Source organism: Olivibacter sp. SA151, assembly GCF_054130995.1.
Genome location: NZ_CP096391.1, coordinates 2085772 through 2110471 on the forward strand (window position 1 = coordinate 2085772; position 24700 = coordinate 2110471).

Consider the following 24700-nt stretch of genomic DNA (forward strand, 5'->3'; position numbering starts at 1 on the left):
GCTATTATACGTTAACTGCTTCTACAAATTTTCTAGCGGTATGGGTGAGGTTTAGCAGGTATTGGCCGGTCACTTGTTGTTTGGTGTCCACAAGCGCACTTCCGATTCCGAAGCCTACGGCCCCTGCTTTTTTAAAGTTTGCAATATTATCGATCGTGATGCCACCGGTTGGGAGCAAAGGAATGTGTGGCAGCGGACCGGCAATGTCTTTTAGATAAGATGGTGAAGTAGCCGGGAAAACTTTTATAATATCCGCGCCCATTTGGTAAGCTTGGTAAATTTCCGTCGCTGTATAAGCACCCGGAATGCTTACCCTGTTTAGGCCCTTGGTCGTCTCAATGACCCTCTTATCCAATATAGGAGAAAGAATAAAATGCGCACCGGCATGAATGGCATCTTTTGCCATCGTGCTATCCAGTACAGTTCCCGCGCCGATAATGAGCTTATCGCCCAGTTTATTGCTCACCTGCTCGATGGCAGCCAGAGGTTCGGTGGAATTCATGGTAATCTCTAATAAACGGATTCCCCCTTCATACAGTGCTTCCGCAATAGAGAGGATATCCTTTGGATCTGCTCCTCTAACAATCGCAACTAATTGATTTTCTTTAATGTGCTCCAGTATAGACATAAGTGCTGATGTTAGCGTATATAAGTGGAAATATTACAACGCGACCTAAGATAAAAAGAAAACCTTAAAAATGGGCGGTCATTTTTATTATAGATAACAATGTGGTAGAAAATGACTTAGTTAGCGGCTTGCTATATTATTTGGATGAGTATATAAATTGGTATAGGACTAGTGACATAAAAAAAGGCCTGAACATTGACGTCAGGCCTTCATAAACTACTTTTTTGGAATTATTTTTTAACAGCTTTCAAATCAAAGCCGATTTCAACGTCTTTGCTGATCGCCCAATTTTCAGGACTTCCTTCTGTTTTATAGTTAATACCCCAAGCGCTTCTATCGATCGTGAACTTTGCTTTAGCCGTCACTTCGTTTTCAGCTACCGTAAGTTGTGCAGGGAACGTTATATTGAGGGTGCTATCTTTTAACGTTAAATTGCCACTGACCAAATTAGTAGCACCGGGAAGCAAACTTTTTTGCTTGGTGCTGTCGTAAGGTGCTACAGCGGTGATGACAAATTTTGCAGCAGGATGTTTTGCGACGTCAAAAAAATCAGCACTTTTTAGATGACCTTCTAAATCTGTATGTTTTTTGCCCTCTTCGGTAACAGACTTAGGATCAACTTGCAGACTGGCAAGACTTACTTCCAAATCGCCTGCGGTTACCGTCCCGTTTTCAACGGATAATGAACCACCTGTAACCTTAATGTTTCCAAAACGAGGAGCTAAGCCGCCTTTATGAGTACCTTGCCAAGTGACCTGACTAGCGGTTGTATCGATGCTGTAAGAACTACCGGTTGCCGCCGCTGCTTCCTGTTTTTCCTCGGTTTTCGCTTGATCGCTTGTTGAACCACCACATGCTGCTAAAAGGAGCACGAGGGCGAATGCTGGGATAATTGTCTTCATACGCTATTTTTTTGTTTAAATGTCTACAAAAATAGTAGATTGGATTGATAAATAAAATAGCTGCTAAAATAATAAATGTTTAAACATCAAATGATCGTGCATTTGCATTTTACGTGCGTTGCTATATAAGGGGTAGCAACGCACGCAAACGAACTATTTAAACAAAGACATAACAAAAGCTAGTGTGAGTTTTGTTTCTCTCGCGATTTCGTCATAGGAAAATCCATCTTTTTTCATTCCCTTTGCAACGGCGATCAGTTCCTTTACGCCTGGTTTTTTGATAAGTATTTCACTATTTCCCTTCAATGATAATGTTGTGGAATTCATAGCGCAATTGTTTTATGTGTGATGGGGTAAAGGTAGAAACTCTAATAATAATAATTTGTTAAATGATGTTATATTGGATAATCCTGACAATTTAATGGGAAATTCTTCGCTAATTCTTTGTTTTGTATTATTAATCTGTGCCATGTTAGCCGTTCTCACGAAAAAGCTAACGGTTTCTGCTGCCGGGCTAGCCTCTTGTATCGGCTTGTTGGTTTTTTATGCTATGGGAATCAAGGAATTGTTGATGTTATGCTTATTTTTTGGCCTTGCCGTATTGGCAACTTCACATAAGAAAATAGATAAAGCGCGGTTACTTGCCTTATCTAAGCATGAAGAAACGCGGGGAGCGGGACAGGTGTTTGCAAATGGAGGTGTTGCCGGATTGCTAGCAGTTTTATGCTTGATAGATGTGTCGCATACCGATGTCTATAAAATCATGATGGTCGGCAGTCTTGCAGCAGCATTGGCAGATACTTTGTCTTCCGAATTAGGTACCCTTTATGGCCGTTCTTTTTATAACATCTTAACTTTCAAACGCGACATCCGAGGTGAAGATGGTGTCGTCAGCGTGGAAGGTACCTTGATAGGCCTTATGGCTTCAACTTTAATGGGGATTGTTTATGCAGGATTGAATAAAGTAGCCGTCTTTATCGCTATTGCGGGTTTTTTAGGCAACCTTTTCGATTCTATTTTAGGTGCGAGTTTGGAAAGAAAGCAATATTTGGGAAATAATGGCGTAAATTTTCTTAATACGCTTCTGGGAGCTTTGATGGTACTCTTCTTTTTTTGTTAGTGTAGGATTAATTGCTGATATAAATAAAATTCAATAGTTTTATAATCGCAAAAAAGATAAACTATGTCATATAACTCAACATTTTTAGGATTGCTTTCCGGATTAGCATTATCTGTTGCCTCTTGTAGTTCTTCAGCCAATAAGAACGGCGGACCGGTAGGCGCGGATACAACCAGCTTACCACCGGTAGAGACGGGTTCACCGAATAGCGACTATAAACCAGCTTTCGCGGGACAAACGCGTATAGGCGCTGTAAAAACAAGCACTCCTTACGAGGTCACCGTACTCAACAAAGAATTGAAAAATCCTTGGGGTATCACCTGTCTACCGGATGGAAGGTTTCTGATTACTGAAAAAGGTGGTACGATGCGGATTGTTGCAAAAGACGGTAAAATCAGCGAGGCCATTACGGGCTTACCTAAGGTTGATGCAAGGGGACAAGGTGGTTTACTGGGGCTAACAATAGACCCTGACTTTGCAAATAACCGGATGGTTTATTGGGTTTTTTCAGAACCTAAGGCCGGCGGCAACTTGACAGCAGTTGGCAAAGGTAAGTTAGCTGCTGACGAAAAGACAATTGAGCAGGCGCAAGTCATTTACGAAGCGACACCTGTTCATGATGGAACATTACATTATGGTGGTCGTATTCTCTTTGATAAAACAGGTAATCTCATCGTGAGCACCGGCGAGCGTTCTGATCTGGAAACAAGACCTCAAGCCCAAGACTTGAAGTCGGGCTTAGGTAAAATTCTTCGAATTACAAAGGACGGTAAACCTGCTCCAGGTAACCCCTTCGAGGGTAAGGGGGATGCGCGCCCTGAGATTTATTCATATGGCCATAGAAATGTGCAAGGCCTAGCTTTTCATCCTACGACGGGCGATCTTTGGGAAACCGAGTTTGGACCAAGGGGAGGTGATGAAGTAAATCGTATTCTTCCAGGTAAAAACTATGGTTGGCCGATTATAACCTATGGTATCGAATACAGTGGGAAAAAAATTGGCGATAGCATTCAACAAAAGGAAGGTTTAGAGCAGCCTATTTATTACTATGACCCTGTAATTTCACCCAGCGGCATTACCTTTTACAGCAGCGACGTGATTCCTGAATGGAAGGATAACCTATTTATCTCCGCCTTGAGTGGTGTGCACATAGCTCGTCTTGTTATTCAGGATAATAAGGTAGTTGGAGAGGAAAGACTGCTAGCCGATCAAGCGCAACGTTTCCGGGCAATAACAGAAGGACCGGACGGTGCCCTGTATGCAGTTACTGATTCCGGATGGTTGTTTCGAGTAGGTAAAAAAGCAGGCGAATAAAACCCTGACCGACAGTATAAAAAACAAAAGGTTCCTTGTTAAAAAGAACCTTTTGTTTTTATGTGGCTACCAAGCTCACTCGTCATAAAATAACTCCGGATAGCTTTCCCGTTCGTACTGATGGAGATGCCGCTCCGCTACTTCCCTAAAGCCAAGCGCACCTAATCTTTCTATGTTTTGTTTTAAGTAGATGATTATCCGATCTCGAGTATAGACTTCCCGTCGGTGGCTTAAAATCGCTTCCCACGTCAATTTAGGATAAATACGTTGAAGATGCTCCTTTCGGTTAATATAAGGATTGAATTTATCCGCCTGTAATAAGTAAAAATTTATCTCTTCTTTCATTTGTTTGCTAACATTATTAGCAAACATAGGTAAAGATAAGTTTGCTTGCAAGTTGGCTTAGCAGCAACATCAAATAGAGTCGGTACTCAGCGAATCCTTTGTTGTCAACTCGTCCGTCGGTTGGTCATTGCGCATATTGTTATCGTTAGTCGTAGGCGCTTCTACAGTATCTCGATAAGAATCACCTTCCGTTTCGTTTTCCTGGCTATTTTGTCCACAGCCAATAATCGATAAAAATAAACAAGCTGATAGTGTTGCGAATAGCTTTTTAAGATTTTTCATAATAGAAATAACTTGTTGCTTAACTTAACAGTCATGAGGTGATATTGTTTAGTCAAGCAACAAATTTGAAAATCGCCGCCATGCAAAGAATTAGAGTTCTTCTTCTCTTTCCAGCATTAAAATGGCCCCTTGCGGAACAATGAAGTATTTTTCACCCTGATACAAGATCTCGGTGGAGCCGTTTACCAAGAAAATTGCTAAATCTCCTTCCTTCGCCTGTAGGGGGATATATTTTACCTTCTCTTCTTGTGGCTTCCAAGCATCATCTTCATCAGCGGGTACGGGAATAGCATAACCTGGCCCTGTTTTTATAACATAACCCTGTTGCACCTTTTCCTTCTCCTGAACCCCGGGTGGTAGATAGAGCCCGCTTTCTGTCCGCTCATTAGGTTTCGCCGGTTTTACCAGCACCCGATCTCCTACAACAATCAACTTTTTCAGTTTATTATTTTCTGTCAAATGAATGGTCATCATGCAAAATCAATCCTTTTTTCGAGCCTCAGCAAAAGCTGTGCAACAAGGATGGAAGATGTCATATTGACATTACTAAATCTTGTCTATCCGTTTTGATGGCAGTATAATTATAAGGAGTGCGTTTTCCGGCATCATTTCCCAAGAAAGTCGTTAATCAAAGCGACAAAGAAGACGGGCATATTGCTTGTTTTATTTGGCGCACAAATTTCCCCTAGATAATCACCGTGCCCACCAGGTAGAATGGCCAGTTGTGCATGCGGTAACATCCAGGAAAGTTCAAGTGCGTGCTCGGTACGAATTACATCCGTATCGCCATTCACGACAAGCACAGGAACCTGAATGCTCTTTATTTGCTCATCGCTTATATCTTTAAATGCAAGCATTCTAGCCTTATCCCGCTCAAACATGGCTTGTAGCCCCTTTGGGTCAGGATTAATAGCGTAATAGGCGTCTTTCAATGGTTGTGGCATATTATCAAGTGTTGCTTGCTCCATACCCTCAAAAAAGCCGGGTTGCAGTCCGCCGCGCTTATAATTGGAAGAGGCCACAATAAGCTTGTCTACTAAATCGGGGTGTCGTATAGCAATTTGCAAGCAGGTGGTACCTCCGTTGCTGAACCCCATAAAGCTCGCTTTCTTAATGCTCAGCTGCTTTAAGAGTGCCGCGACATCATCTGCATCCTGTTCGAAACTGAGTGGCCTATCGATATCAGTAGTGTGCCCATGCGCCTGTAGCTCTACTGCAATTACTTGATGTGCTTTGGCAAGTTCGGGTAAAATGCGGCCGAAAGTAGTTGCAATGGTTGATCCTCCTCCATGTAATAATACCAAGGGATTACCTTTACCATGGATTTCATAATACATTTTCAGGCCATTTACTTGGGCATAACTGCCAATTTGCGTTTGTTGAGCTTTCATAGATAAAAAAACTAGCATTAATAATGTAATGGTTGGTAATCTACGTGTCATGATGAATGTAAATTTGAACGTAAATTTAAGTTGAATTAGTGAATGTGAGCACTCGAAATGCGGCAATATCCGGGTATATAGCGACAAGTTATAACCGTTTGCTAAACCAAAACGTGTTTCGCCAGTCTAACCAGTAACAATCGAATCAATTATGAACAAAAAGCTATTTTTACCTATTTTATTGAGTATGATGTCCTGCGTCGGCACATCTTATCTTGGAGATCGATTTAATCCGACGATGCATATGGATGTTTATTATGCAAGTAAAGACGTTAAAAAAGACTATAAAGTTATCGGACATATATCTTCGAAGGTTTTGCTCAATGAAGAAGTGGCGAAGCGGAAAATAGTTGAAAAGGCTAAAGCTGTCGGTGCAGATGGAGTTATTATTCATGGCATTGAATATACAGGCGGCGAAGATGCTGATTCATACTATAAGGCAGAGGCAATTCAATACAATAATTAGACTATGACGATCACGTACAAAGAGTATACTGCAACCAGCTTTCATGTGAATTATTGTGATACTTGTGTCGGTTTTATGAAAATTAGGTCGTTTTGATTCGACATTGATATTTCTAAATCATCTTACATTTCTTTATAAAGAACTTAATTTGTTTTTGTTTGTTGTATATTAGGTGTACAATAAATCCAAATTATGATAAGTTTTCCAATTCCTGAAAACGAGAAAGAGCGCGTGCAGGCGCTGAGAAATTATGATATACTTGATTCACTTGAAGAGGAAGACTTTGATAGCATTACTGAAGCGGCTAGTTTGATTTGCGACACCCCAATTTCGCTTATATCACTTATTGACGAAAACAGACAGTGGTTTAAATCGAAGAAAGGTATCGATACGGTTGAAATGAGCCGTGATATTTCCTTTTGCCAGTATACCATTTTAAATGACAGCGTTTTCCAAGTAAACGATACAGCAAAAGATAGCCGATTTGTTCATAACCCACTCGTTACAGGAGATCCAAATATCGCTTTTTACGCAGGTTACCCGTTAATTGATCCTCGCGGATATGCATTGGGAGCATTATGTGTTATCGATAAAAAGCCGAAAGAATTAAACGAAAAGCAGAAAAGACTTCTTGAGCTTTTGGCTAAGCAGGTGGTTACTTTAATACTTGAGAGAAAGAATACCCAAGAAGCAAAGTACTTTTCTAAATTGTTTGACATATCAAAAGATTTGATCAGCTCGGTCACCTCCGAAGGCATCATAAAAATGGTGAATCCCGCTTTCCAAGACCTTTTAGGTTGGCGAGAAAGCGAGTTGCTCGGAAAGAGACTTTTAACGTTTGTTTATCCGGATGATATCAGGAAGACAGAGGACGAACTTTCAGATAGGCGATCCGGAAAGAACACCATTCATTTTACTAATCGTTTATTGGCAAAAGACGGATCTAATCGAACGATCCAATGGTCTGTAACTCCTAATATCGGAGAAAATGAGATTTTCGTCGTTGGTCGTGATATGACGGAAGAAACGCTAAAGAATCAAGAGCTAGAGATAAGCGAAAATAAACTTCGTTCTTTTTTTGAGAATTCTCAGGGCCTGATGTGTACACACGACTTAGCGGGCAATATTTTGTCGGTCAATCAAGCAGGTGCTGCCATACTAGGATATAAAAAGGAAGAAATTCTAGGAATGTCCTTATTCGATTTAGTTCCACCCTATCATCACGAATTTCTGAAAGGATATTTGAATCGTATCAAATTAAATCGCAAAGATACAGGGCTTATGAAAACGCTTCATAAAGACGGACAGCCCTTGTTTTGGCTCTATAATAATGTGTTAGAGCAAGACGCAGAAGGTAACGATTACATTATTGGAAATGCGATTGACATGACTGAGCGTTTGAAGTTGGAGGGTGATCTCAAGAAGACGAAAGAAATGTTGGAGCAGACCAATCGTGTCGCGCAGGTTGGCGGCTGGGAGGTAGATTTAACGAATAATAGAATTATATGGTCGGATGTTACAAAAAGTATTCATGAAGTCGCAGTCGATTATGAACCGACCATTGAACAGGCATTGGACTTTTATGAAGACGAGAATCGTGCGTATATAGAAGAAGCATTTCAAGAAGCCGTGACGAAAGGCATACCTTATGACTTAGAATTACAGTTACGCACCGCAAAGAAACGATTGATTTGGGTCAGAAGCCACGGACAACCCGAAATGATAGAAGGTGTATGCAAACGGATTTTCGGTACTTTCCAAGATATAGATCAAAAGAAGCGGGCAGAAGTTGCATTAATAGAGGAAAGGGCCAGGCTTCGAACGTTCATTGAGCATGCGCCGGCGGCTGTAGCAATGTTAGACAAAGATTTAAGATATATTGCCGTCAGCAAACGATGGTATGAAAGTTATCATTTAGCAGATGTGAGTATTATTGGCAAATCACATTACGATGTTTTTCCGAATCTTCCTGACGATTGGAAAGAAATTCATAAAAAATGTCTGAATGGCGAGGTGCATAAAAAAAATGACGATGTCTGGACGCCACCGGGATGGGACCACGAACAACACCTTATTTGGGAAATCAGACCTTGGCGTCACTTTAATAATGAAGTGGGGGGACTGGTTATGTTTACGCAGGATATAACAGAAAGTTTTGAAAAGAGCGAGGAATTGCGGAAGGCAAAAAAAATAGCGGAACAAGCCAGCAAAGCTAAATCTGAATTTCTTGCTAACATGAGCCACGAAATAAGAACGCCTCTCAACGGTGTGATTGGCTTTACTGATCTGATATTAAAAACTTCATTAAATGATACGCAGAAACAGTATCTCACGATCGTTAATGATTCTGCAGTTTCGCTTTTAGCGATTATTAATGATATCCTTGATTTTTCTAAAATCGAAGCGGGTAAACTGGAGTTGAATTCTGAAAGAATAGACTTATTTGACTTGAGTGAACAGGTAATAAACGTTATCACCTACCAAGCTCAAAAGAAAGGATTGGAATTAATTCTCGATATGTCTCCTCATCTTCCGCGTTTTATCTGGGCGGACGATGCCCGATTAAAACAAATACTTATTAATTTACTGGGTAATGCCGTCAAATTTACAGAAATAGGAGAAATAGAACTGAAAATAGAAGAAGTACAAATAAGCGCCTCAGATAACAAAACTACTTTGCGGTTTTCCGTAACAGATACGGGTATCGGTATTCAACGAGACAAACAACATGAAATTTTTGAGGCTTTTGCCCAAGAAGATAGTACTATTACTAAGAAATATGGGGGAACAGGTTTAGGCCTTACTATTTCCAATAAATTGTTAGCGTTAATGGGCAGTCATCTGCAGCTGGAAAGCGAGGTCGGGATTGGAAGCACGTTCTTTTTTAACTTAGAAACGTCGTTTGAGCTTGGAGATCCTGCAGGAAATGGTGATTTAAACGACTTGCAATCTGTTTTGATCGTAGATGATAATGATCATAATAGGATGATACTGGAACGGATGTTGGCGTTGAAAAATATTCATTCTGAATCTGTTAGTAATGGCTTCGATGCCCTGCAAAAATTATACGACAATAAAAAATATGATTTACTGATTGTAGACTACCAGATGCCGATTTTAGACGGCTTAGAGGTAATTAGAAAAATACGACAGAGCCCAAAAGTGGAATATTCCAACATTCCAATTATTTTGCTATACAGTTCATCTGAAGACGAAGATATTGTTAAACAATCAAATGAATTAACGGTAACACGGGTAAGGAAACCGATTAATACGAAAGAGATGTACGAGGCTCTTAAGCGAACGCAAAAGATTGATGTCGTAAATGGTGAAGAAAGCGATCGGTTGCCATCTAAAGCTGTCGTTCGTCCTTTTAATGTGCTTATTGCCGAAGATAATGCGGTTAATATGTTGTTAACGAGCACAATTATCGAACGCATTGCCCCACTTGCGTCAATTGAAAAAGCTGAAAATGGCTTGCTTGCGGTAGAGGCCTGCAAAGTCAAAATGCCAGACCTTATTTTTATGGACATTCAAATGCCCGAACTTAATGGAATAGAAGCAACACGTAGCATTCGGTCTTTGCCCTCCGGCGTTGATGTTATCATAATAGCACTTACTGCCGGCAATGTGAAAGGGGAGATGGAGAAATGCTTAGATGCCGGGTTTAATGATTTTATCGCAAAACCTATTGTGGAAGCAGATATTGAGTTAAAGATCAAGACCTGGCTTTTTAAGGAAAAAACAGATGAGATAACGGTCGATTTACACGTCGATTATCATATGATGGACGACTACGCCGCTGGCGATGAAATGTTTAAAAGGGAATTCATAAAATTGACCATATCTGAGTTAGAAGGTACCGTCAAGAAAATAGAACAAGCTCAAGAAGAACAAGATCTTCAGTCTTTAAAAAAGATAGGGCATAAATTGCTAGGAACCTCAAGAACGGCCGGTTTACTTCTTCTGAATGAACTTGCCGAGGAACTTGAAAGGGCTGACAGTATAGTAGAAATTACTCGGCAAGACTTGTTGCGCAAGATTTTTGAAGAAATAAAAATAGTAAAGAAAATAATTGGAATTACACCTTTTAACTAGTAGCTGAATGATTATTTTAATTGCAGAAGATGACGAGTTAATACGGAAAACTCTTGAATTCAGGCTGTCAAAGGAAAACCATCAAATAATTTCTGCCATTGATGGAAAGGATGCCCTTGAGAAAATAAAGGAAACACTCCCCGATCTGGTTATCACGGATATTATGATGCCTTATGTTTCGGGTTTAGAAATAGTGACTGCCGTTCGCGCCATAAAAGAAAAAGCGATACCCATTATTATTCTTTCGGGATTAGGCCAAGAAGAAGTTGTTTTGGACGCTTTTAAGTTGGGTGCTGATGATTTTATTGTCAAACCGTTTAGTCCAGGAGAGCTTATTCTTCGTATTAAACGTTTTACCGTTGGACGCTAAATAGAATTCTGTATTAATTATGCAGTTGAACGAAACACTTCTTGGCTTACCTATTATTGATTTCTTTTGGGCAACTCTCGTGATGGTAAGTCTTCTCTTCCTGGTTTTTATTGTCATTTTGTTTTTTTTGATTGAAAAAAACCGTGCTGCAGATTTAAGGAAATCTTGGCAACAGCTAATAGCCATCGTAATATATGAGGCGGCATCCGCTGATATTCCATTGCAGCCGCCCACGGCGCTAAATGACCATTTAACTAATCGAAGATTTAGAAAATACTTAGCAAGAAGTTTAGTGAATGCGGAAAAAAGTCTTTCAGGTATTGCAGCGTCCAATTTAAAGGTAGTTTATAAACAACTGAGGTTAGACAAAGACAGTATAGCAAGGTTGTCCAGCAGGCATGCGCATATTGTGGCTTCCGCTATACAAGAATTAAGTGCCATGCAAATCTCGGAAGCGGAACCCGAAATTGTAAGTTTGGTAAATCATTATAAGGACATTATTAGATTAGAAGCACAGTACGGCTTAGTTAGGTTGAAGGGGTTCCAAGGGTTGGCTTTCTTAGATGATTTGCAAAATCCAATTTCAGATTGGCAGCAGCTTAAGCTGCTAAGTGCGATCGGGCAATTACCACTTAATGCAGCACATCATGTTCAGTGTTGGTTAAATTCGGATAATCAGAGCGTTGTTATATTTGCATTGAAGCTTATTGCAAAATTTCAATTACTTGAACTCCATGAAAACGTCTTATTAAAAATTTCGGCATCTTCAAAAAAAGTACAAATGCAGTCGCTGAAAACGCTAGAACGTATTTCTCAAGAAAATACAGCGGCTGCTGTCATTGAGGTTTATGATAACGCATCTGACGCATACAAAATGCGGGCTATCCGTGTCTTAGAGAATATTGCAGGCATAAATGAACTAAATTTTTTATTGCATGAATTATATAATAATGACAACAGTCAAGTTAGATTAGGTGCAGCCCGAGCTATTTTAAACTGTTCCGCAAAAGGAGTTGCTGTCCTGGAAGAGACCAAGAAGCAACTCGATGAACCAGCTAAAACAATTATTAACCAAGCTATGGAAGGGCATTATTAATGAACTGGCAGTTAATTTTTTATGAATTCTTTACGTTTGGAATCCTACTTTATGCCATATTATTATGTTTAGTGTATTTATGGATAGGGCTTTTTTCGTTGGGTGCGATTATAAAGCATATGCGTAAAAATAGCTTTACGGACTATCGTCTCTTAGCTACTTCTACTAACGCTCCAAGCTTTAGTTTATTGGCTCCGGCGTACAATGAATCAGCCACTATTGTAGAAAATGTACGTTCCCTTCTTTCCATTCATTATGTCAACCTGGAAATTATTATTATCAATGATGGAAGCAAAGATAACTCTTTGCAAAAATTGATTGATGCGTATGAACTTTTTAAGGCCGATTTTTACGTCGATTATGTATTGCCAACGAAGGAAGTTAGGGGAGTGTACAAAAGTAAGAATCCCGCATTTAAGAAGCTATTAGTCGTTGATAAAGAGAATGGTGGAAAAGCAGATGCTTTAAATGTGGGGATAAATATCGCAAGTAACGACTATGCAGTATGTATAGATGTAGATTGCATCTTAGAGCAGGATGCTATCTTGAAGCTAGCGAAACCTTTCATGGAAGAAACAGATAAACGGACAATTGCTTGTGGTGGTATTATCCGATTGGCTAACGATTGTAGGATAGAAAATGGTAAGCTTGTTGAAGTAAAGCTGCCAAAAAGTTGGTTAGCTCGTTCCCAAGCATTGGAGTATATTCGGGCTTTTTTGCTGGGAAGACTTGCCTGGAGTCGTGCAAATGGCTTGTTGCTGATATCGGGTGCATTCGGGGCATTCGATAAAGAAATCATACTCAAGGCAGGTGGCTATGATCATGGCACAGTTGGAGAAGATATGGAGTTGGTTGTCCGAATGAGGCGCTACATGGAAGAGCAGAATGAAGCGTACCGTGTTGTAAATATACCTGATCCTTTATGCTGGACAGAAGCACCGGATAGTTTTAAAATTCTTGGTCGTCAACGTAATAGATGGATGCGTGGCACAATTGAGACCTTATGGAAACATAAGAAATTATTTTTTAATCCGAAATATGGCATTACGGGTTTAATTAGTTATCCATATTGGTTTTTATTTGAATTTTTAGGGCCGATAATAGAATTTATAGGGTTTATAGGTTTTTTTGTTTTCCTCATACTGGGATTAGTTGATTGGCCCGCTTTCTTTATTTTGCTCGGTTTCGTCATGGTGTTCGGCGTTCTCTACTCTATTTACGCCATCTTGGTTGATACTGTAACCTATCGTGTTTATAGAAGGAATACCGATGTCGTAAAATTAGTGTTAACAGCTATTCTAGAACCTTTCTTGTTCCATCCTTTTGTGGTATTATCTGCAGTCCGGGGACTCCGTGATTATTTACTCAAGAAAAAAGCCTGGGGAGATATGACGCGACGGGGTTTTAATGCCAAGCAGGCGTCTCAACACTCATCAGTAGCTGAAACGTCATCCCAACGTTTTAACATGCTGGTATCCCCTTATATTAATTTATCTATTGTTTTTTTAGGGCTGTTATTGATCGCTAGCTTCATTGAATTTATCGTTTATACACAGCAATTTGGTCCATTATCAAATGGTGGTGTACTTTTTGCGCAAATGCTTTTCAATCAATTTTTATTTTGGCTTTCGGCAAGCTTCTTTGGTTTTATAGTTTTTTACATCCTTCGTTTTATCTCCTCGAAATGGGCCTTAATTGTAACGGCCGGCATTTTTGTACTTATCCTTTTAGTACAAACTATTCTTGTTCAATATTTTCTTGTATCGCTTGTTCCATTAGGTGCTGATATTTATAGTTACTCATCGTCTGAAATTAAACAAACAATCGGTTCATCCGGCGCAATCAATGTTGTCAATGTTCTAAAGCTACTTATTGTCATCTTTGTCGGTATTGCATGTTTTAGTTGGATAAAGTTGAGAAAGATGTGGTCTATGGCATTTATCGGTTTCTTTTTTGTCGCGGGAATAGGGTCGTTTTTAGTCAATTCGGATAAATTATTTAGAGACCATTGGTCGACTAGCGATTTTGAAAAGAGCCTCGTAACCAATAAATCGAATTATTTTTATAGACAAAGCTACCTAAATTATTTTCCTGGTGGCCTTTTACAATTTAATAATGAACAGACATCGGTAGGAGATATGGAAGTTTCCGTTAAGGAATACTACTATTTAGATCCACTGAACTACCCTTTCTTAAGAGTAGACAAAACGGAAGATGTACTAAGTCCCTTTTTTCGCAAAAGCGAGAAAAAACCTAATATTATTATTCTTTTAATGGAAGGATTTGGTCGGGCATTCGTTAACGAGGGAGCTTATTTAGGCAACTTTACGCCATTCTTGGATTCCCTTGCTAAACAGGGGCTTTACTGGGAAAATTGCCTAAGCGCAGGTGGGAGAACTTTTGCCGCTCTACCATCGGTATTGGCATCGTTACCATTTGGAGAACATGGCTTTTTGGAGCTGGGCGAACAAATGCCCTTACATTATTCATTGTTGAACGTACTACAGAAAAATGGATACCGCAGCTCATTTTATTATGGAGGGGATGCCTCGTTTGATCATATGGACATCTTTTTGAAGAAAAATGATTTATCCGAATTGAATGATGGGAAAACGTTTCCGCCTAGCTATAAAAAATTACCTGCTTCAAATGATTTCAGCTGGGGATATGATGATCAATCGCTATTTAACCATTTTTTAAAAAGCCGGAATGAGAATGGTAAGCAACCACAAGTAAGCGTGCTTCTATCCGTTTCAACACATAATCCTTTTCTTATCAATAACCCGGATTTTTTTGCAAAACGATTCGACGAACGACTTGCTGATATTACCTCTAATCCGCAAAAGCGTATTGAATTAAGGCGATATGCTTTACAACTCACAAGTGTGTTGAATGCAGACGATGCATTAAGATCGTTTTTTATGGCCTATCGACAAAGGAACGATTACAATCAAACTATTTTTATTATCACCGGCGATCACAGAATGCCCGAGATACCTATGCGTACAAAAATAGATCGTTATCATGTTCCGTTAATTATATATTCGCCGCTGTTGAAACGCACTGCAAAACTGACCAACATTGTTAGTCATTTAGATATAACGCCTTCACTACTCCGTTTTCTAAATAAGCAATATTCCATACAGATTCCCGAAAATGTTACCTGGTTAGGGAACGGTTTGGATACCTTGTCAACTATGGTAAGTGAACAGAGCTTGCCACTAATGCAGACGAAATCACAATTAATCGATTTTGTTATGGGTAAATATCATCTAAATGAAGAGTCTTTATACATGTTTACGGAGGGGCTGGATGAGGAAGTTGTTCAGGACAGTCGTATTCGGGATGAATTGCGTGCGGCCTTTCATCGATATAAAGAGAAAAACGATCGATTCATAAAGAACAACTCGTTGCTTCCGGATTCACTATTGCGTTTCATTAGCGGCCCACTTTCAAATCATTAAAACCGCTTTTGATAGGAGATACCGATATCTAGCTGGTTCCCTTTGATGGTAGGCTGATATTCTTGCCTGAAAAAGCTTGCGTTCACATTAAATATATGGAGGTTTTTTACTGAGAAATTGTATTCAAGCATTATTTTGTTGGTACGTAGTTTATAGGCTTCCTCCAAAAGGACGTTTGTATTTTTATCGTCCGGTGATATACCCGTGCCGATAGCGGCACCGAAATAGTCGTTCGCTCCCCCGATATAATAACGGGTGGTGAATGTATAAGATTGCGATATGTCTTCATTATCAGGAGTAAGATAAGTACGAAAATTAAACCAAAAGTTTCTAAAATATTTTCCTACCGATGCGGTATACATCCAAGTTGCGTCAGTAAAATAAAGTTGTCTATAACCAATCTCGGCCTCAAAGCTTTTCGGTAAATTGGCGTAAAGTGAGGCGCCCGTACGATATTTGGGAAATACTCCGACATCGCCCGAGTATCCCGCATTTAGATACATGTAGAACATTTTTGAAATTCTGGGATAAGCTTCTAGTTCATATTGAAAACCATTGGTTTTGAAACGGTTTGCATAATTCAGTTTGGCTATAACCGATCCGAATTTCGTTTGTCTTTTATAGCTGATACCGGCCAAATGCCAGGGATCATCAAATTGTTTATTAAAATGGACAAAATTATAGACAATACCTATCGCATTTAATGCACTGTTGTCTGAAATCCGTGCCGCCAATGCTCGGGCTTCAGTATTTTGGTTGTTGATATTCAATAGATTACCAATCACTTGCTCGGCCTCTCGATAATTTGTTTCAGCATATAATATACGGGATTTTAGTAATAACAAATCTTCAGAAGAAGCGTTTATGGTTAAACCTTGATTAACTAGGTTTAGTGCTTTATGATTATTATCGTTCCAGTACTCAAGCGAGGCGTAAGCCAAAAAAAGATCTTCCGATGTTACGCCTCGCAAAAGGATGTTTTCAAATACGTTTCTTGCGCTGTCCGGTTGATCGGTCCAAGTATATACCCGACCTAAGAAAATGGCAACATCCGTATAATCGGGCGATTGAGCTAACGCCCTTTTTGCCAATTGTTTAGCCTTCTCATAATTTTTTTGCTCGAAAGCTGCATTCCTTGCTTCGGTGAAGAGATCGTCAGATGTTTTCGTTTGAGCAAAGGCAAAAAACGGCATCAAAAGGATTGATACTAAAAGATGGACCCTCATACAGTGCATGAAACTTATTTTTAGTTTATTGTTTTATGAATAATAAACATAAGCATTCTAATTGATATTTCTTTATGAAATTCTCTTCATGAAAATACCAGACTAGAACATCTATTTATTGTAACATCATTTTTAAGTTCTTTGTTTAGGTCTATAAGTAATTAATACTAGTGGATATTGAAAATAAAAGCAAAACTGTTGTTCACCAATGCAACCATTTTAATACCCTTGCGTCTTTTTATTAGCTAATGTGAAAAGTAACCTGTTCGGTTAACCGATTGAATCTGGTTGTTTACCGATGATTTGCAATGGTTAACGGAAAAACAGTGGCCATTTGCGTTGACGCTATCTATTTTTACGCTAATAATTGACCTGAGCGATATATGATGAAAACCGATACTATTTTACATGATTTAAAAGCCAGTCATATGAACCAACATTCGATGGATGTAAAAGCTATTCAAGAAGCCAACCGCTCGATTTACCAGGCGTTTGAAACCTTAGATTTCAAGGCTGCAGGCGAGCATCTCACCGAGGATTGCGATTATATAACGTTTAATGGGATGCATCTTAAAGGAAGGGCCGCCTATGTACGGGCCCACAAAGAGCTGATGAACAATTTTATGTTCAAAGGAGCTAAGTTGGAAGGGGATATTACCGATATTCGTTTTCTCAATGAAAAGACTGTTGTCGTTATAGCTAGAGGAGCCATTAAATTTAGATGGCAGAAGAAAGTGGCACCCAATCGTTTATCGATTAATACGTCTGTATGGGTGCGTGATCCCTCTGGGAAATGGAAAATGACCGCCTTTCATAATTGCCGCATTCAAAAAATGGGATGGTTTTGTAAATGGTTGATGAAAAGAAAATAGTGGCGAAATAAGTAGCTGTTTGGCTGCAAGATACATGGTATCTAATCGTGATTGATCTGTAACGACAGATTCCGACACTCGGCCGATTTTACTTCTTTTCTAAATCTTTTAAATATTGCGTAGGCGTTTTACCAAACTCGTTTTTGAAAGCTTTGGTAAAATAGGATTGAGTTTGTATTCCGACCCGGAACATAACTTCTGCAATCGGATGTCTTACCCGGTTTTAGTTTACAGCTTCCTATTCAGCCTGCTCGATCAACCAATATATCTGAAGCGCGTGAGTTGGTAATCAATGGAGGAATCGAAGAAGCTACTGCTTTACCCATCAGTATTGGCCTCATCGACTCCGATGGGCAATGTTTCTCGAAAGAGATAACACTGAAATCAACCGATTCACTGATTCGGATTCCACTCGATTTACTTCAGCAGGGAAAGACCTTTCTTTTACCTCGCCCGTATCCTGGATTTTTGCCGCAATGGTTTTTAAGTAGTTTGGAAAAGATGCTCGATATCCAAAAAATAGATAAATTGCAAATCTATATCGAAAGAGATAACTTATTGTTGAACAAGTCGCTGGGATTATACTTAGAGGCTATTTGGTTAGCGTAACGATTTTATTCATGAAGAAGCGTATGGCGGTTACCCTATGGGCGACGATGGCAGTCAGCCTGTTGTCGGCTCAGGTACGAAAAGAAATTTATTTAAATAAAGGGTGGTTTTTTCAGCGAGGCGATATAAAAGGAGCCGAACAACCTGATTTTAACGATCAAAATTGGCAAAAAATAAATATTCCGCACGATTGGGCTATCACCGGTCCGTTTGATAAAGAAATCGATAAACAAACGGTAGCCATTACGCAAAATGGTGAAACGATACCTAGCGAAAAAACGGGCCGCACCGGCGCACTTCCCTACATAGGAGTAGGATGGTACCGGACGACGTTGCCGAAAGAATCTTTAGCCGGCCGCCGTGCAAGCATTATATTCGACGGAGCTATGAGCGAAGCACGGGTCTATATCAACGGAAAAGAAGTGGGATTTTGGCCCTATGGCTATAACTCTTTTCATTTCGATATCACTCCTTTTTTAGGGGTTGAAGGCGAAAATGTGTTAGCCGTTCGGTTGGAAAATCAACCGGAATCTTCGCGTTGGTATCCGGGAGCAGGTTTATATCGGCCTGTTCGGCTATTATTTACAAATGAAATTGCGGTGGTGCCCTGGGGCCTATCGGTTACCACGCCAGTGGTATCCGACAGTTTAGCACAAATTAGTATAAAGGCAGAACTGAATGCGCACCAAAACAAGAAATTGCGGGCAGTAACAACCGTTCTCGATCAGAAAAGCCATGTACTTCTCACAAAGGAGGCGAATTTAGTTTGGCGTGGAATTCCGATAGAGGAAAATCTAATATTGGAGCGACCTGCATTGTGGTCGCCCGAGCGCCCAGCTTTGTACTTAGCAAAGATCGAACTTTATGATGGTGATCGATTAGTGGATGTGGATTCCGTTCGTTTCGGTATTCGTGAGGTAAAGGTCAACGCTCACGGTGGTTTTATGTTAAACGGAAAATCTAGAAAAATTAAGGGCGTTTGCTTGCACCATGATTTAGGCCCTTTGGGTGCCGCCATTAATAAAGCGGCTTTGAAACGGCAACTTTTAATTATGAAAGAAATGGGCGCGGACGCCATTCGCACGGCTCACAACATGCCCTCACCCTGGCAAATGGAGCTTTGTGATGAACTGGGATTAATGGTGATGGCCGAGAGCTTTGACGAGTGGAAAGCTGCAAAATGTAAAAACGGTTATAATCGTTTCTTTGACGAATGGGCAGAGCGCGATTTAGTAAATTTGATTCGCTGTCACCGCAATCATCCGTCCATTGTGATGTGGAGCATTGGCAATGAAGTGCCCGAACAAAGCATGGACGGAGGTAATCGAATAGCTAAGCGCCTGCAGGATATTTGCCATCGCGAAGACCCGACACGGCCTGTTACCATAGGGATGGATCGTGTAGATAATGCAATTGCCAACAATTTTGCGGCACTCTTAGATGTGCCGGGATTGAACTACCGCACCCACCGTTATCAAACTGCTTACGATAAGCTACCTCAAGGTTTTATTTTGGGTTCCGAAACAGCTTCAACAGTCAGTTCGCGTGGTGTTTATAAATATCCGGTACAACCTTATCAACAAAAAACCTATCCGGATGCTCAAAGCTCATCATATGATCTGGAGAGCTGCAGTTGGTCGAATTTACCGGAAGAGGATTGGGAACTGCAAGATGATAAACCTTGGGTAATAGGAGAGTTTGTATGGACGGGGTTTGATTATCTGGGAGAACCGACACCTTATGATCAGGTTTGGCCTTCCAGAAGTTCTTATTTCGGAATTTGCGATTTAGCGGGATTACCAAAAGATCGCTACTATCTTTACCGTAGTAAATGGAATCAAGAAGCGCACACCCTGCATCTATTACCACATTGGACATGGTCAGGTAAGGAACGCGATACCATCCCCGTGTATTGCTATACAGATTTCCCTGAAGCGGAACTCTTTGTGAATGGCGTCAGCCAGGGAAGAATCAAGAAAAATCCAGCGAGCAAATTAGACCGTTATCGATTGCGTTGGAACAAGGTGGTATACCAACCGGGTACGTTAAAAGTAGTAGCCTATAATGAAAACGGTGCCATAGCTCAGGAAAAGGAAGTACATACTGCGGGAAAGCCTAGCGGTTTAAGATTAAGTGCCGATAGAAATCAATTGATTGCTGATGGAGTAGATCTGTCTTTTATAACGGTTGAAGTGATTGACAGCGAGGGTAATCTCTGCCCGGATGCCGCTGTTCCCTTGTCTTTTACGGTAGAAGGTTCAGGTAGCTTTAAGGCCGTCTGTAATGGAGACGCAACGTCTTTAGAGCCTTTTCATATCCCGCAAATGAAAACGTTTAATGGAAAGCTGGTCTTTATTGTACAAGCTGCGGAGAAGAAGGGGGCAATTCGTGTGAAGGTAAGCGGAGCTCCGTTGAAAAGTGAAAGGATGACCTTGGAAGTTGAGTAGCTAATGTGATGATTAGCCAATGTGATGATTAGCTAATGTGACGATTAGCTGATGGTTGAGTGGTTGAAACGTTGAGTAGAGAAGTGGTTAATGTGATAATGATGGCCTGCCTTTCAACAGGTAGGCCATCACTACGAGAGGCAAGCTTTTTTACTTTTTAATTTTTAATTTTTACTTTTTAATTTATCATTCATCTTAAACGATGGCGGAATGGCGTCATCTCCGGTGGCCCAGGTTTTGTTAGGATGTTTGCCCATAACCAGTTCAAGTTTACCGCCTTTCATCAAATCTTCATGGCTAAACCAGGATTTGTTCCAGGATACGCCATTGAGTTTTGCTGACTGGATGTATTTGTTGTCAGGTGAATAATTCTCGCAAACCACGCTGAATGTTTTACCCTCACCGATGTCCAGCGTGGCACTTTCGAAGGATGGACTTCCGATGACATACATGGGTAAACCGGGAGTGATTGGATAAAAGCCCAATTGGGAGAACACGACGAAAGAAGTAAGGCCTCCACCATCCTCATCACCTGGGATGCCCATCAAATCGTTGCGGAACCATTGCTGAAGTAATGTACGCACCCGTTTTTGCGAACGCCAGGGTTGTCCCGCATAATTGTATAGATAGGGGATATGCATGGCGGGTTCATTACCCATTGAAAATTGACCAACATTTCCACTATGATCCGCATAAATATGGTAAAAATCGGGCCTTCCTTTACCCAGCGGCGTACTGAACATATCTTCCAAGGCATCAACAAATGCCTGTTTTCCACCGATTAATTGTACGAGATCACCTATGTTATGAGGTACGTCGAAGCGATAAACATAACCTGTATTTTCATCATAAGCATCGCGGCCACCGATACCGGGAGGAAATCGGTAATCCATATGAGGCATAAAAACCCCAAAGGTATCTTTTGGATGGAAAAATTTTGTTTCAGGATTAAAGACTTTGCGATAGTTTAGGCTCCTTTCCGAAAAGTATTTGGCTTCATCCGTTTTTCCAAGCTTGCTAGCTATTTGCGATAAACACCATTCATCATATACTGTGCCGAGTGCCACCGCAATGGGCTGCCTGCGTTCCCAACTGTGCACTTCCGGTACAGTTTCCTTTTCGCCTGGTGCCAAGGAAGGAAAATAGCCGTGGTCTTTATAGAATTGATCCAGTACGCCTGCTGGTTTAGCCGACCAGGGAGCTAAGGTTTTCTCTGTGATGGCTGCTTTGGCTACCCGATAAGCTTCTTCCAAATTAAAATTCCGAAGCCCTTTATTATATGCGTCTGCAACCATCGCCACTGCATGATTGGAGTTCATCCTACGACTATCCCCCGTAACCTCGGGAAAATTAGGCATCCACGCGCGCGGCATTTGTTGCGTCATAACAATATAGGAATTAATCATGTTTGCCTCCATTTCCGGCTCAATCAATATGCGAAGTGGGTGGGTCGCCCGATAGGTGTCCCAGATCCAATCGTCGGTGTAAAAGGGTCTGCCTTTGTCGTCATGGACTTTACCATCGTAAGCACTGAAATATTTTCCATCTTCAGAAAGGCAGATCATCCTTTCGTAAGTCCGATACAAAGACGTATAGAAGACAGTTTTTGCATCCTCATCGGTGCCGGTAACTTTTATTTTGTTCAATGTCTGATTCCAAATGTCGCGCCCCCTTTTTGAAATCGTCGCTAAATCAAAATCCCTAATCTCCCTACGAAGATTTCTTTTTGCCTGCTCCGTACTGATAAAGGATACACCATAACGTAGCTTTATTTTAGTGGTGCCTTTAGGATATTGTACGATAAAATAAGCATCTTCGCCCTTTGTGCTTTTATCGTTTGTGCCGACCTTATCACCTTGATGTGTTCCAATAACAATAGGCTGCACATCCGTTTCCAAGTAGATATATACCTTGGTCTGTTTATCTAAATTCTGGTATCCACTGATATGCCGGTTGTCATGAGATAGTTCACCATTTCTGGTGTTGAAAATCAAATAGGTGTCTTTCTCCGGGTGATTGAAATGAAGCTCATAAATACCGGATTGATGCGAAGGAGCATATTGTGCCGCAACATTCTGTTCATCAAGGTCTACACTATAGAAATAAGGTTTGATTACTTCATTGTCGTAGCTCAAGGGAAGTACATGCTTGATATCTTTTACCACTCCTTGAAAAGGACTTAAATTAAACGCGGAACTTCCCCGATGACTGGTTACAATAAGCGGTAAGCCCCTCAGTACGTTTCCCGTGAAATTTTCGCGCTCCGGATAGACACGCAAAAGACTGTTAGGTAAATGGACCGTCGGATAAGTTGGAACAAGCAGATGACTGATATTTCCGATATAAGGATTAATATAGTCGACCGGATCTTTTGCTGTTTGCGCAAAAAGTTTAGTCGCAAATACCACTGAAAGTAAAATGGTTAAAATAGTTGGTCGTTTCATGATTGTAAAGTGTTGACTATGTACTTTATGCCAAAAGGTATAAACTCATTTGCCGTAAATATAAGCTTAGTATTTTGTTTTTGAAATTACTAATATGTTTTAGCAGTAATTAAAGAGATTTTTACAGTTGCCGTTTAATGGCACTGGGTGTTTGTCCATACCATTTTTTAAAACTGTGCAAGAAAGAGGCGGGTTCCGCATAGCCTAGTAGGTAGCCAATGTCAGCGATGGCATAGCCATCGTGTCGTAATAAAAGCAAAGCAAGTTCTTTATTTAAACTATCTGTCAGCATCCGGAAGCTTAATTGCTCTTTTGCTAAAATGCGCTGAAATGTACGCGGGCTGAGATTAAAATTTTCTGCAACCTGTTCTAACTTGGGAAGGGCTGGTGTAGCCAGATTCAGTGCCGCAATTTTTACTTTATTGGCAAAGGTCTCGTCATCCATTTTGATTCGCTCAATGAATTGTAAGTATTGAGGAACCAGGTAATCTAAACAATGCTTACGATAGCTTCTGATTGTCGACTTTAACACGATGTTCTCGAATTCGATTTCGTGGTGTTTCCCATACGTGAAGTCTTCCGGATAGTGGCTGTCGTAATAGGGTGAGCGCGCCTGAATCTTGAGACCTTCTACGCACATCATCCGAAGCTCTTTCATAATAATCGTTTGTACACACTCCAGTACGATCCGGCTAAGATGATTCGGGTCATCTTTAATGGAAAGCTGAATCGTATATCTTCCTTGAGAAAGTCTGCTGTCTAGTTGGACAATGGGTAAAGTGGCGTCGACAAAGTTGCGTAAATAATACAGTCCTTCTTCTACACTGGTTGCTTGCAAAGATATCTGATAAATGAGGCCTAATGCGTTTAAGTTAAGGAAACTACCAACGCGCAGTCCAAGATACTCATCTTGTAATTGCAGTCTTACCTGATCAAGGATATCATAGAACAAATCGGTCGAAATAACGGTATGTCCATCATCCAGATGGGTAGATAGCGAGGTTAGCAAACGATCGTTATCTAGCAGGTTTTTTCCATGCTGACGGATAGATAAGTAATTAATAAAAGCCTGTAGATGTACCGCGAGGATTTGCATGTTGTTTTCAGATTGTCGCAAAATATCAATTTTTCCTTAGCAATGAAAGATAATTTTGATAAAAAAACAGCTATGGAAAGATTAAAAAAAGTAATGTTTGTGAATGCACTAAGCTCAGGTGCAACGGGTTTGTTACTAATTGTTTTATCCGAAAATATTGCCGAGCTTTTTAAAGTATCAAATGGGATTCCACTCGTTGCAGTGGGTGCCTTTTTAGTAGCTTTTGCCTGTTTGGTTTACTACGCGAGCCGTCGAAGTCAAGCAAAGCCACAAGGTGTAAAGCTCGTTATTACACTTGATATCATTTGGGTATTAGTCAGTGTCCTGATTTTGATAACCGATGCCTTTCGTCTGTCGCCTGTTGGGAATCTGGCAGTTAGTCTGGTAGCTATTTGGGTAGCACTCATGGCATATTTGCAGCATCGCTATCTCCGAGAGGGCTCATCAAATACAAAAAATTTAGTTAATACATAAAACAT

The 24700-nt window shown here is 40.4% G+C and carries 22 protein-coding genes; 11 read left to right on the top strand and 11 right to left on the bottom strand.

Translation table 11 applies throughout. The features are described from left to right. Positions 1 to 4: 4 nt before the first annotated feature. The 3 genes from M1D52_RS08485 to M1D52_RS08495 all read right to left on the bottom strand — a co-directional run bounded on the left by M1D52_RS08485 (position 5) and on the right by M1D52_RS08495 (position 1857). Positions 5 to 628 carry a bifunctional 4-hydroxy-2-oxoglutarate aldolase/2-dehydro-3-deoxy-phosphogluconate aldolase gene (locus M1D52_RS08485; protein ID WP_437392206.1) on the bottom strand — a complete coding sequence of 208 codons (624 nt, stop codon included), beginning with the start codon at positions 626 to 628 and terminating at the stop codon, positions 5 to 7. Positions 629 to 858: 230 nt separating this feature from the next. Beyond that, complete coding sequence (locus M1D52_RS08490; protein WP_013667804.1) at positions 859 to 1530, bottom strand: YceI family protein; 672 nt, start codon at positions 1528 to 1530, stop codon at positions 859 to 861. A gap of 153 nt (positions 1531 to 1683) precedes the next feature. After that, positions 1684 to 1857, bottom strand: coding sequence for a hypothetical protein (locus tag M1D52_RS08495; protein WP_013667803.1), 174 nt, complete (start codon positions 1855 to 1857; stop codon positions 1684 to 1686). A gap of 94 nt (positions 1858 to 1951) precedes the next feature. On the opposite strand from M1D52_RS08495, the gene M1D52_RS08500 reads away from it, so the two are divergent. Together M1D52_RS08500 and M1D52_RS08505 are read left to right on the top strand one after the other, a co-directional pair. Further along, a complete protein-coding gene (locus M1D52_RS08500; RefSeq protein WP_457941729.1) occupies positions 1952 to 2650 on the top strand; it encodes a DUF92 domain-containing protein in 699 nt (232 codons plus the stop codon). A 63-nt stretch (positions 2651 to 2713) separates the two neighbouring features. Then, entirely contained in the window at positions 2714 to 3964 is a 1251-nt protein-coding gene (locus M1D52_RS08505) for a PQQ-dependent sugar dehydrogenase (RefSeq protein WP_013667801.1), read from the top strand. 75 nt (positions 3965 to 4039) lie between these two features. Here M1D52_RS08505 and M1D52_RS08510 read toward each other — a convergent pair whose 3' ends face one another. The 4 genes from M1D52_RS08510 to M1D52_RS08525 form a co-directional block, all read right to left on the bottom strand. Further along, entirely contained in the window at positions 4040 to 4309 is a 270-nt protein-coding gene (locus M1D52_RS08510; RefSeq protein ID WP_013667800.1) for a hypothetical protein, read from the bottom strand. A gap of 69 nt (positions 4310 to 4378) precedes the next feature. Next, positions 4379 to 4591 (bottom strand): hypothetical protein, encoded by a 213-nt coding sequence (locus M1D52_RS08515; RefSeq protein WP_130858477.1) that lies wholly within the window; start codon positions 4589 to 4591, stop codon positions 4379 to 4381. A gap of 90 nt (positions 4592 to 4681) precedes the next feature. Next, the gene (locus tag M1D52_RS08520; RefSeq protein ID WP_013667798.1) at positions 4682 to 5065 is read right to left on the bottom strand and encodes a co-chaperone GroES; all 384 of its coding nucleotides are present in this window, start codon (positions 5063 to 5065) and stop codon (positions 4682 to 4684) included. Positions 5066 to 5196: 131 nt separating this feature from the next. Beyond that, positions 5197 to 6033, bottom strand: a complete 837-nt coding sequence (locus tag M1D52_RS08525; RefSeq protein ID WP_437392208.1) for an alpha/beta fold hydrolase — start codon at positions 6031 to 6033, stop codon at positions 5197 to 5199. A 151-nt stretch (positions 6034 to 6184) separates the two neighbouring features. Between M1D52_RS08525 and M1D52_RS08530 the strand changes: the two genes are divergently transcribed. From M1D52_RS08530 to M1D52_RS08550, 5 genes are all read left to right on the top strand, one after another. Continuing rightward, on the top strand, positions 6185 to 6499 hold the full coding sequence (locus tag M1D52_RS08530) for a hypothetical protein (protein WP_130858475.1): 315 nt from the start codon (positions 6185 to 6187) through the stop codon (positions 6497 to 6499). A 192-nt stretch (positions 6500 to 6691) separates the two neighbouring features. Beyond that, entirely contained in the window at positions 6692 to 10597 is a 3906-nt protein-coding gene (locus M1D52_RS08535; protein ID WP_437392209.1) for a PAS domain S-box protein, read from the top strand. Positions 10598 to 10604: 7 nt separating this feature from the next. Next, positions 10605 to 10967 carry a response regulator transcription factor gene (locus M1D52_RS08540; RefSeq protein WP_130858473.1) on the top strand — a complete coding sequence of 121 codons (363 nt, stop codon included), beginning with the start codon at positions 10605 to 10607 and terminating at the stop codon, positions 10965 to 10967. 19 nt (positions 10968 to 10986) lie between these two features. Continuing rightward, positions 10987 to 12063, top strand: a complete 1077-nt coding sequence (locus M1D52_RS08545) for a hypothetical protein (protein ID WP_457941730.1) — start codon at positions 10987 to 10989, stop codon at positions 12061 to 12063. A 119-nt stretch (positions 12064 to 12182) separates the two neighbouring features. Continuing rightward, complete coding sequence (locus M1D52_RS08550) at positions 12183 to 15527, top strand: sulfatase-like hydrolase/transferase (protein ID WP_437392211.1); 3345 nt, start codon at positions 12183 to 12185, stop codon at positions 15525 to 15527. Here the strand turns inward: M1D52_RS08550 and M1D52_RS08555 are convergent. Continuing rightward, on the bottom strand, positions 15524 to 16762 hold the full coding sequence (locus M1D52_RS08555; RefSeq protein WP_207303820.1) for a YaiO family outer membrane beta-barrel protein: 1239 nt from the start codon (positions 16760 to 16762) through the stop codon (positions 15524 to 15526). The genes M1D52_RS08550 and M1D52_RS08555 overlap by 4 nt on opposite strands. 419 nt (positions 16763 to 17181) lie before the next feature. Here M1D52_RS08555 and M1D52_RS08560 point away from each other — a divergent pair, with 419 nt between their 5' ends. After that, complete coding sequence (locus M1D52_RS08560; protein ID WP_437392212.1) at positions 17182 to 17625, top strand: YybH family protein; 444 nt, start codon at positions 17182 to 17184, stop codon at positions 17623 to 17625. 88 nt (positions 17626 to 17713) lie between these two features. Here M1D52_RS08560 and M1D52_RS08565 read toward each other — a convergent pair whose 3' ends face one another. Then, on the bottom strand, positions 17714 to 17830 hold the full coding sequence (locus M1D52_RS08565) for a helix-turn-helix domain-containing protein (RefSeq protein ID WP_437393124.1): 117 nt from the start codon (positions 17828 to 17830) through the stop codon (positions 17714 to 17716). A 77-nt stretch (positions 17831 to 17907) separates the two neighbouring features. Here M1D52_RS08565 and M1D52_RS08570 point away from each other — a divergent pair, with 77 nt between their 5' ends. Both M1D52_RS08570 and M1D52_RS08575 read left to right on the top strand, forming a co-directional pair. Continuing rightward, positions 17908 to 18234, top strand: coding sequence for a hypothetical protein (locus M1D52_RS08570; protein ID WP_377610919.1), 327 nt, complete (start codon positions 17908 to 17910; stop codon positions 18232 to 18234). 11 nt (positions 18235 to 18245) lie between these two features. Further along, the gene (locus M1D52_RS08575) at positions 18246 to 20681 is read left to right on the top strand and encodes a glycoside hydrolase family 2 TIM barrel-domain containing protein (protein WP_437392213.1); all 2436 of its coding nucleotides are present in this window, start codon (positions 18246 to 18248) and stop codon (positions 20679 to 20681) included. Positions 20682 to 20845: 164 nt separating this feature from the next. Here M1D52_RS08575 and M1D52_RS08580 read toward each other — a convergent pair whose 3' ends face one another. Then, positions 20846 to 23125, bottom strand: a complete 2280-nt coding sequence (locus M1D52_RS08580) for a GH92 family glycosyl hydrolase (protein ID WP_437392214.1) — start codon at positions 23123 to 23125, stop codon at positions 20846 to 20848. A gap of 121 nt (positions 23126 to 23246) precedes the next feature. Continuing rightward, entirely contained in the window at positions 23247 to 24221 is a 975-nt protein-coding gene (locus tag M1D52_RS08585) for a helix-turn-helix domain-containing protein (RefSeq protein WP_437392216.1), read from the bottom strand. Positions 24222 to 24293: 72 nt separating this feature from the next. Here M1D52_RS08585 and M1D52_RS08590 point away from each other — a divergent pair, with 72 nt between their 5' ends. Then, positions 24294 to 24695, top strand: a complete 402-nt coding sequence (locus M1D52_RS08590; protein WP_013667791.1) for a hypothetical protein — start codon at positions 24294 to 24296, stop codon at positions 24693 to 24695. The last annotated feature ends 5 nt before the right edge of the window (positions 24696 to 24700 follow it).